Genomic DNA, 8,864 nt, shown 5'->3' with positions numbered 1-8,864 from the left:
CCGGGTACTCCCAGTCGAGGTCGATGCCGTCGAAGACCCCGGCGGCCGCGCCGGGGCCGCCCTCCGGGGAGCCGGCGAGCCGCGGCAGGTCGCCCTTGAGGTAGAGGTCGAGGCAGGAGGAGACGAACTTCCTGCGGGCCTCGTCGGTGGCGGCGGCGTCCGAGAAGTACTTGGACCAGCTCCAGCCGCCCAGCGAGATCACGGTCCTGAGCCGGGGGTTCTTCGCCTTCAGCTTGCGCAGCTGGTTGAAGTGGCCCTTGAGCCGCTGGCCGGGGGCGTCGGCCACGCCGTCCACCGAGTCGGCGGCGGAGAACGCCCGCTGGTAGTCGTTGTGGGCGTCGCCCTGGCCGGCGTCGTTGGTCTCGAAGCAGGTGCCGTCGGCGGAGACGTTGCCGAAGGCGTAGTTGATCACGGTGAGTCGGCCGGCCTGCCCCGTCTCCTGGACGCGCTTCGCGGAGCTGTCCGCGCCCCACTGGGTGAAGTAGCCGACCCGCTGGCCCTCCAGCCTCGGGCCGTGGAGGGCCTCGGCGGCGGTCGCGGTGGCGGTGGTGGTGGTCAGCAGTGCGGCGACGGTGGCGGCGGCGAGCATGGCGGAGGCACGTGTGGGCATACCTGACCTGTCCTCTGAGGCGTCGTCAAATGGTCTGGACCAGAATGACAAAGAGGTTTAGTCCATTGCGCCCGGGCCGCACAAGGGGACGGATCCGGACGGTGCAGCATGCAAAAAGGGCGGCCCGCCGGAAGGCGACACACGCGAGAGGGCGGTACGCGAAAGGGGCCGGGCCGCGCGAACGCGGTCCGGCCCCTCTCAGGCCGTGCGGGTGCTGCCGGGTGGTCAGCCGTTGATCAGGCTGCGCAGCACGTACTGCAGGATGCCGCCGTTGCGGTAGTAGTCCGCCTCACCGGGGGTGTCGATGCGGACGACCGCGTCGAACTCCTTGTCACCGGCGACGACCCGGACGGTCTTCGGGGTGCGGCCCTCGTTGAGCTCGGTCACACCGGTGAAGGAGAAGGTCTCCTCGCCGGTCAGGCCCAGCGAGTCGGCGTTCTCGCCCTCCGGGAACTGCAGCGGGAGGACGCCCATGCCGATCAGGTTCGAGCGGTGGATGCGCTCGTAGGACTCGGCGATGACGGCCTTGACGCCGAGCAGCGCGGTGCCCTTGGCGGCCCAGTCGCGGGACGAGCCGGAGCCGTACTCCTTGCCGGCCAGGACGACCAGCGGGGTGCCGGCGGCCTGGTAGTTCTGCGAGGCGTCGTAGATGAACGACACCGGCGCGTCGGCCTGGGTGAAGTCGCGGGTGTAGCCGCCCTCGGTGCCCGGCGCGATCTGGTTGCGCAGGCGGATGTTGGCGAAGGTGCCGCGGATCATGACCTCGTGGTTGCCCCGGCGCGAGCCGTAGGAGTTGAAGTCACGCTTCTCGACACCGTTGGCGGTCAGGTACTGCGCCGCCGGGGTGCCCGGCTTGATGTTGCCGGCCGGGGAGATGTGGTCGGTGGTGACCGAGTCGCCCAGCTTGGCCAGGACGCGGGCGCCGGCGATGTCGTTCACCGGGCTCGGGGTCTTGGCCATGCCCTCGAAGTACGGGGGCTTGCGGACGTAGGTGGACTCGGCGTCCCACTCGAAGGTGTTGCCGGTCGGGACCGGGAGCGACTGCCAGCGGTGGTCGCCGGCGAAGACGTCCTGGTAGCCCTTGTCGAACATGGCCTCGTCGATGGAGCCGGCGACGGTGTCGGCGACCTCCTGCTCGGACGGCCAGATGTCGGCGAGGAAGACGTCGTTGCCGTCGGCGTCCTGGCCCAGGGCGTCACGGGTGATGTCGATGTTCATGTTGCCGGCGAGGGCGTAGGCGACCACCAGCGGCGGGGAGGCCAGGTAGTTCATCTTGACGTCCGGGTTGATCCGGCCCTCGAAGTTGCGGTTGCCGGAGAGCACCGAGACGACCGCGAGGTCGGCCTCGTTGACGGCGGCCGAGACCTCCTCGGGCAGCGGGCCCGAGTTGCCGATGCAGGTGACGCAGCCGTAGCCCACCAGGTTGAAGCCCAGCTTCTCCATGTACGGGAGCAGGCCGGCCTTCTCGTAGTAGTCCATGACGACCTTGGAGCCGGGCGCCAGGGTGGTCTTGACCCAGGGCTTGACCGTCAGCCCCTTCTCCACGGCCTTCTTCGCCAGCAGGGCGGCGCCCAGCATGACGGAGGGGTTGGAGGTGTTGGTGCAGGAGGTGATCGAGGCGATCACGACCGCGCCGTTGTCGATCTCGTAGGTCGAGCCGTCGGGGGCGGTGACGGCGGTCGGCTTCGAGGCCTCGGCGGAGTAGGTCGGCAGCGCCTCGGCGAACTTCGCGGCGGCCTCGGCCAGGATCACGCGGTCCTGGGGGCGCTTCGGGCCGGAGATCGACGGGACGACGGTGGAGACGTCCAGCTCGAGGTACTCGGAGTAGACCGGCTCGACCGACGGGTCGTGCCAGAGGCCCTGCTCCTTGGCGTACGCCTCGACCAGGGCGAGCTGCTGCGCGTCGCGGCCGGTGAGCTTCAGGTAGTTGATGGTCTCGGCGTCGATCGGGAAGATCGCGCAGGTCGAGCCGAACTCCGGCGACATGTTGCCGATGGTGGCGCGGTTGGCCAGCGGGATCGAGCCGATGCCGTCGCCGTAGAACTCGACGAACTTGCCGACCACACCGTGCTTGCGCAGCATCTCGGTGATGGTGAGCACCAGGTCGGTGGCGGTGGTGCCGGCCGGCAGCTCGCCGGTCAGCTTGAAGCCGACGACGCGCGGGATCAGCATGGAGACCGGCTGGCCGAGCATCGCGGCCTCGGCCTCGATGCCGCCGACGCCCCAGCCCAGCACGCCCAGGCCGTTGACCATGGTGGTGTGCGAGTCGGTGCCGACGCAGGTGTCCGGGTAGGCCTGGCCGCCGCGGACCATGACGGTGCGGGCCAGGTGCTCGATGTTCACCTGGTGGACGATGCCGGTGCCCGGCGGGACGACCTTGAACTCGTCGAAGGCGGTCTGGCCCCAGCGCAGGAACTGGTAGCGCTCCTTGTTGCGGCCGTACTCGATCTCGACGTTCTGGACGAAGGCGTCCGGGGTGCCGAACTTGTCCGCGATGACGGAGTGGTCGATGACCAGCTCGGCCGGGGCCAGCGGGTTGATCTTGGCCGGGTCGCCGCCCAGCTCCTTGACGGCCTCACGCATGGTGGCGAGGTCGACCACGCACGGCACGCCGGTGAAGTCCTGCATGATCACGCGGGCCGGCGTGAACTGGATCTCCTGGCTCGGCTGGGCGTCGGCGTCCCAGCCGCCGAGGGCCCGGATGTGGTCGGCGGTGATGTTGGCGCCGTCCTCGGTGCGGAGCAGGTTCTCCAGCAGCACCTTGAGGCTGTAGGGCAGCCGCTCGGACCCCTCGACGGCGGAGAGCTTGAAGATCTCGTACGACTCGTCGCCCACCTGCAGCGAGCTGCGGGCGTCGAAGCTGTTCGCGGACACGACTGACTCCTTCTAGGTGCTTCGTGCGGTATCCGGCCGCCACGGTGGTAAGGTCAGCCTTACTTAGGCTTACCTTGCCCGCACCGCCGGTGAGCGCCTCTCGGCAAGTATCTTGATGTCGAGATATATCTTAAGGCGGAGTTATCTCGATGTCGAGATAAACCATAGTGCATGGCGCCGCGTCCGCCACGTCGGCACCACGTCCAGCCTGCCCCCTCCTCCCGGGCGCGCGCCACGCGCCCCCGGGTACCACGGATCCGGCGGCCTGCGGACCGGTGCCGCGGCTGCCGCCGGGAGCACCGGTGACCGCCGCCGTGACCCGCCGCGGGCCCGTACCGCGCCCGCCCCGAACGCCCCGGTAGCGTGGCCGGAGACCGACAAGCCGAACGGGCCGGGGGCCGACCGATGATCGTGGTGGACGCGTCCGCGCTGGTGCTCGCACTGGCCGACGAGGGCGAGCGGGGCACCGCCGCCCGCGCCGAACTGGCCGCGGACGGGGAGTGGGTCGCGCCCGAGCACATCGTCATCGAGGTGATGCAGTCCCTGCGCGGCCTCTACCTGGCCCGCGAACTCGACGCCGCACGGGTCGGCGAGCTCGCCGCCGAACTGCCCGGGCTGGCGATCCGCAAGGTCCCGGTCGAGCCGCTGCTCGGGCGGATCTGGGAACTCAAGGACAACCTCACCCCGGACGACGCCGCGTACGTGGCGGTGGCGGAGCTGGTCGGCGCGCCACTGGTGACGGCCGACCTGCGACTGATGCGGGCCAGCGGGCCCCGGTGCGAGATCCGGGGCATCGGCCGGTCCGGCGGCTGACGCGGGCTGCTCGCGCGGGACGGGTGGGTCAGGCGGGTCGGCCGGAGGCAGGTGGGGCGGGCGGGCGTGTCCGGGGTGCCCGCGGACCGTTGAACGGGGTATCAGGTCCGCCGCGCCCCGACCAGGGTGCGCGCGCCCCCACCCGAAGAGGTCCGCCGATGCCCGCTCCGCTCGCCGCCGCCCTGCTCCCGCTCGCCCTGCTGGCCCCCGCCGCCTCGCCGGTCTCGGTCACCGAGGCCGACTTCGACCCGGCCACCGCCTTCCTGCCGCCGACCGCGATCAGCCACGCGCCGGACCTGGTGCCGTTCGGCTCGCACGTACGGGTGATCGTCGACCGCTCGGTGCCCGGCCGCACGATCCTGACCATGAGCGTGTCCGGGGTCGCCGCCGACCACGAGTTCCCGGTGCACCTGCACACCGGGCTCTGCGGGGCCGATCCGGCCGCGTCCGGCCCGCACTACCAGGACGCGGTGGACCCGGTCAGCCCGTCCACCGACCCCGCCTACGCCAACGACCGCAACGAACTGCGGCTCGCCCTGCGCACCGACGAGCGGGGCGAGGGCACCGCCGCCACCTCGGTGGCCTGGCGGCCCCGACCGGGCGAGGCCCGCTCCCTGGTCCTGCACGCGGGCACCCCGACCGGCGCGCACGCCGCCGCCGAGCGGGCCGCCTGCGTCAACCTGGAGGGGCTGGACGGCGAGGGACTGTAGCGGGACGGGCCCTCGGCCGTCCGGGGGCAGCCTCAGCTGCCGAGGGTCGCGACGAGGACGGCCTTGATGGTGTGCAGCCGGTTCTCGGCCTGGTCGAAGACCACGGAGTGCGCCGACTCGAACAGTTCGTCGGTGCACTCCAGTTCGGCCATGCCGGTCTCCTCGAACAGCTGCCGGCCGAGCACCGTGCCCAGGTCATGGAAGGCCGGCAGGCAGTGCAGGAACTTCACCTGCGGATTGCCGGTCGCCCGCACCGTGTCCATCGACACCTGGTACGGCCTGAGCAGCGCGATCCGCTCGGCCCAGACCTCCTTGGGCTCACCCATCGACACCCACACGTCGGTGTAGAGGAAGTCGGCGCCCGCGACACCCTCGGCGACGTCCTCGGTGAGGGTGATCCGGGCCCCGGTGTCCCCGGCCAGCGACTCCGCGGCCTTGCGCACCTCCTCGTCCGGCCACAGCGCGCGCGGCGCGACGATCCGGATGTCCATGCCGAGCAGCGCGCCGGTCACCAGCAGCGAGTTGCCCATGTTGGAACGGGCGTCGCCGAGGTAGGCGAGCGTCACCTCGGTGAGCGGCTTGGCGGTGTGCTCGGTGACCGTGAGCACGTCGGCCAGCATCTGGGTGGGGTGCCACTCGTCGGTGAGGCCGTTCCAGACCGGCACCCCCGCGTGCGCGGCCAGCTCCTCGACGATCGCCTGCCCGTGCCCCCGGTACTCGATGCCGTCGAACATCCGGCCGAGCACCCGGGCGGTGTCCTTGATCGACTCCTTGTGCCCGATCTGCGAACCGGCCGGGTCCAGGTAGGTGGTGGTGGCGCCCTGGTCGTGCGCGGCCACCTCGAAGGCGCAGCGGGTCCGGGTGGAGGTCTTCTCGAAGATCAGCGCGATGTTCTTGCCGCGCAGCCGGGGCTGCTCGGTCCCCGCGTACTTCGCCGCCTTGAGGGTGGCGGCGAGGTCCACCAGGAAGCGGAACTCCTGGGGGGTGAAGTCGAGCTCCTTGAGGAAGTGTCTGTTCCGGAGGTTGTACGCCATGCCGGGCTCCTGTGATGACGGTGACGGTGACGGGCGGGCGAGTGGAAAGCGGCAAGTCTATACGATGCTCAGAATTTGTATGCACTGATACCCCTGCCGGCCGGCCACCCGACGCCTGCCTGCCCGCTGCCCGCTGCCCGCCCGCTGCCCGCTCACGGTCGCGGGTCCGCCGGGTCGGACTCCAGGGCGAGGACCGCGAACACCGCCTGGTGCACCCGCCACAGCGGCTCCCCGGCGGCCAGCCGGTCCAGGGCCTCCAGCCCCAGGGCGTACTCGCGCAGCGCCAGCGAGCGCCGCAGACCGAGCACGCCGCCGGACGGCCGGGCCGGGTGCTCCGGGCGGTCCTGGCGGTCCGGGCCCTGGAGCAGCCTCAGCCACTCGCGACCCCTGACCTGCACCGCCGGCTGCACCAGCCCGCCCGGGCGGCCCTCCCCCGGCGCCGTCCGCGTCGGCGACACCGGCGGACGGACCACGATGCCCGCGCCGCCCGCCGCCGTCAGCTCCTCCCACCAGGCGACGGCGGCGGCCGTGGACGCCTCGTCCGCGGTGTCCACCCAGCGGCGGGCCGTGCGGTGGAGGACGGGAGCCGGGGCGGTGCCGTCGGCGGGGGTGGTGCCGTCGGCGGGCGCCGTGCCGTCGGTCGGGGTCGTCCGGTCGGCCGGGGTCGTCCGGTCGGCGTCGACCAGGCGGTCGATCCGGGCCAGGTGCTCGTGCTCGGGGCCGGTCGCGAGATTCGCCCCCTCGGCGGCCAGCAACCGGAACGGAGCGAGCAGCGCACGCCCCGGCGCCGCGGCCCGCCGGTGCGCAGCGGCGAAGTCCCGCAGGTCCGCCGCCCGGCCGCGCTGCCGTTCCAGCAGCCCGGCGACATCCAACCCCCGGGCCTCGGCCCGTTCCAACGCGGCCAGCACCGGCGGCAGCAGCGCCCCCGCCGAGGCCACCACCGCCGCGTTCCGGTCCTGCCAGGACGCCGACGGGGACACCGCGAGGCCCTGGCCGACGGCGGCGGCAGCTGCGGGTTGCCCCGTCAGGGCGGCGTCCAGCAGCAGCCAGCCGCTCCCCAGCTCCTCGAACAGCCCCGACCGTTCCGCCGCCGCCCGCAGCCGGGCCAGCAGCTCCGCCTCCTGCGCCGGCCCGAACAACGCCCCGCCGGTCCGCGACCAGACCGCCCCCGGACCCGCCGGACCGAACCGCCGCGCCAGCGCCGCGTCGTCCCGCGCCACCAGCACCACCGCGCGCGGCCCCGGCAGCAGCTCCGCGCACAGCACCCGCCCGACCCCGTCCGCCCGGTACCCGGCGAACGCCTCGTCCGGATGCTCCGCGAAACCCGGCCGGCGCCCGGCCGCCACCGGCGGCACCGACGGCGGCAGGTACACCAGCAGCCGGGGATCGACCGCGGCCCGCCCCACCGTCTCCAGCGCCGCGGCGGCGTTCTCCGGCCGCACCGCCACCGTCCCGTGCAGCGCCGTCTCCACCGTGCGCGGGCCCGCCACGTCCGCCACGTCCAGCGGACGCCCCTCCCGGCCGCCCGGCGCGCCGCTCAGCAGCGGCCGGACCGGCTCGTACCACCGGCGCTCCGCCTCCACCCGCACCAGCTCGCGCTCCGGGTACCGCAACGCCGTCAGCGCGCCGCCGAAGACGCAACCGGTGTCCAGGCACACCGTGTTGTGCAGGAAACTCGCCACCGGCAGCGGCGTGTGCCCGTAGACCACCAGCGGCCGCCCCCGGTACTCCTCGGCCCAGGCCTGACGCACCGGCAGGCCGTAGTCGTCCGTCTCCCCCGTGGTGCCGCCGTACAGCGCGTGCGACCGCACCCGCCCCGAGGAACGGCCGTGGTACCGCTCCGGCAACCCCGCGTGGCAGACCACCAGGGCGCCGCCGTCCAGCAGGTAGTGGTCGGCCAGGCCCCGCACGAACTCCCGCACCTCGGCCCGGAAATCCGCCGGCTCCGCCCCCAGCTGCTCCATCGACTCCCGCAGCCCGTAGGAGAGGGTCACCCGGTCGCCGTCCAGGGCGCGGGCCACCTTCAGCTCGTGGTTGCCCGACACGCAGAGCGCGTGACCCGCCGCCACCATGCCCATCACCAGGCGCAGCACGCCCGGGGTGTCCGGACCCCGGTCGACCAGGTCGCCGACGAACACCGCCGTCCGCCCCGCCGGCGGCACCGCGTCCACCGGGCGGCCCGCCGCGTCCCGCACCAGCCGGTAGCCGAGCCGGTCCAGCAGCGTCTCCAGTTCGGACCGGCACCCGTGCACATCGCCGACCAGGTCGAACGGGCCGGTCAGATGGCGCAGATCGGCGCGCCGGCGCTCCAGCACCACCTCGGCGGCCGTCACCTCGGCCGCCCCGCGCAGCACATGCACCCGGCGGAAGCCCTCCTTGGCCAGGCCGGGGAGGGAGGCGCGCAGGTCCCGGTGCTGGCGCGGGATCACGAACGCCGGGAGCTCGCGGTCCGGACGGGTGCGGTTGCGCTCGGCGCACACGCCAGGCGGGACGTCGAGCACGATCGCCTCCGCCCGCGCGTCGTGCTCCCGGGCGACGGCGAGCAGCTGCTTGCGGGCGTCCGCCTGCACATTGGTGGCGTCCACGACGGTCAGCCGGCCGGCCGCCAGGCGCTTGCCGACCAGGAAGTGCAGCAGCTCGAAGGCGTCCGCGGTGACGGACTGGTCGTTCTCGTCGTCGCCCACCAGGGCGCGGCAGGTGTCGGAGGAGACCATTTCGGTGGGGCGGAAGTGGCGGCGGGCGAAGGTCGACTTGCCTGCGGCGCTGGTACCGACGAGGAGGACGAGGGAGCCCTCGGTCAGGGGGAGGACGGGGTGGGGGGCG

General features: G+C 73.0%; 6 protein-coding genes. 2 read left to right on the top strand and 4 right to left on the bottom strand.

What is annotated here, in order from left to right; translation table 11 throughout:
- Together BI06_RS19470 and acnA are read right to left on the bottom strand one after the other, a co-directional pair.
- A partial coding sequence (locus tag BI06_RS19470) for a glycosyl hydrolase family 18 protein (protein WP_233290225.1) occupies positions 1–610 on the bottom strand: 610 nt, incomplete at its 3' end.
- A 225-nt stretch (positions 611–835) separates the two neighbouring features.
- On the bottom strand, positions 836–3,484 hold the full coding sequence (gene acnA, locus BI06_RS19465) for an aconitate hydratase AcnA (RefSeq protein WP_030397378.1): 2,649 nt from the start codon (positions 3,482–3,484) through the stop codon (positions 836–838).
- A gap of 405 nt (positions 3,485–3,889) precedes the next feature.
- Between acnA and BI06_RS19460 the strand changes: the two genes are divergently transcribed.
- Complete coding sequence (locus BI06_RS19460; RefSeq protein ID WP_030397377.1) at positions 3,890–4,297, top strand: type II toxin-antitoxin system VapC family toxin; 408 nt, start codon at positions 3,890–3,892, stop codon at positions 4,295–4,297.
- Between the two features lie 158 nt (positions 4,298–4,455).
- Positions 4,456–5,007 carry a hypothetical protein gene (locus tag BI06_RS19455; protein ID WP_043470068.1) on the top strand — a complete coding sequence of 184 codons (552 nt, stop codon included), beginning with the start codon at positions 4,456–4,458 and terminating at the stop codon, positions 5,005–5,007.
- A gap of 32 nt (positions 5,008–5,039) precedes the next feature.
- Here BI06_RS19455 and argF read toward each other — a convergent pair whose 3' ends face one another.
- The gene (gene argF, locus BI06_RS19450) at positions 5,040–6,041 is read right to left on the bottom strand and encodes an ornithine carbamoyltransferase (protein WP_043470065.1); all 1,002 of its coding nucleotides are present in this window, start codon (positions 6,039–6,041) and stop codon (positions 5,040–5,042) included.
- A gap of 152 nt (positions 6,042–6,193) precedes the next feature.
- The coding region (locus tag BI06_RS50930) for a polynucleotide kinase-phosphatase (RefSeq protein WP_043470063.1) at positions 6,194–8,864 on the bottom strand (2,671 nt) is incomplete at its 5' end.

The organism is Kitasatospora sp. MBT66, assembly GCF_000710405.2.
Lineage (GTDB): Bacteria > Actinomycetota > Actinomycetes > Streptomycetales > Streptomycetaceae > Kitasatospora > Kitasatospora purpeofusca.
Note: the sequence above shows the minus strand (reverse complement) of the source record. Positions and strands in the feature narration are given on the sequence as shown.

Excerpts from the sequence above, each read along its gene's own strand:
- BI06_RS19460 (WP_030397377.1), top strand. The coding sequence starts at position 3,890 with ATGATCGTGGTGGACGCGTCCGCGCTGGTGCTCGCACTGGCCGACGAG.
- BI06_RS19455 (WP_043470068.1), top strand. The coding sequence starts at position 4,456 with ATGCCCGCTCCGCTCGCCGCCGCCCTGCTCCCGCTCGCCCTGCTGGCC.
- argF (WP_043470065.1), bottom strand. The coding sequence starts at position 6,041 with ATGGCGTACAACCTCCGGAACAGACACTTCCTCAAGGAGCTCGACTTC.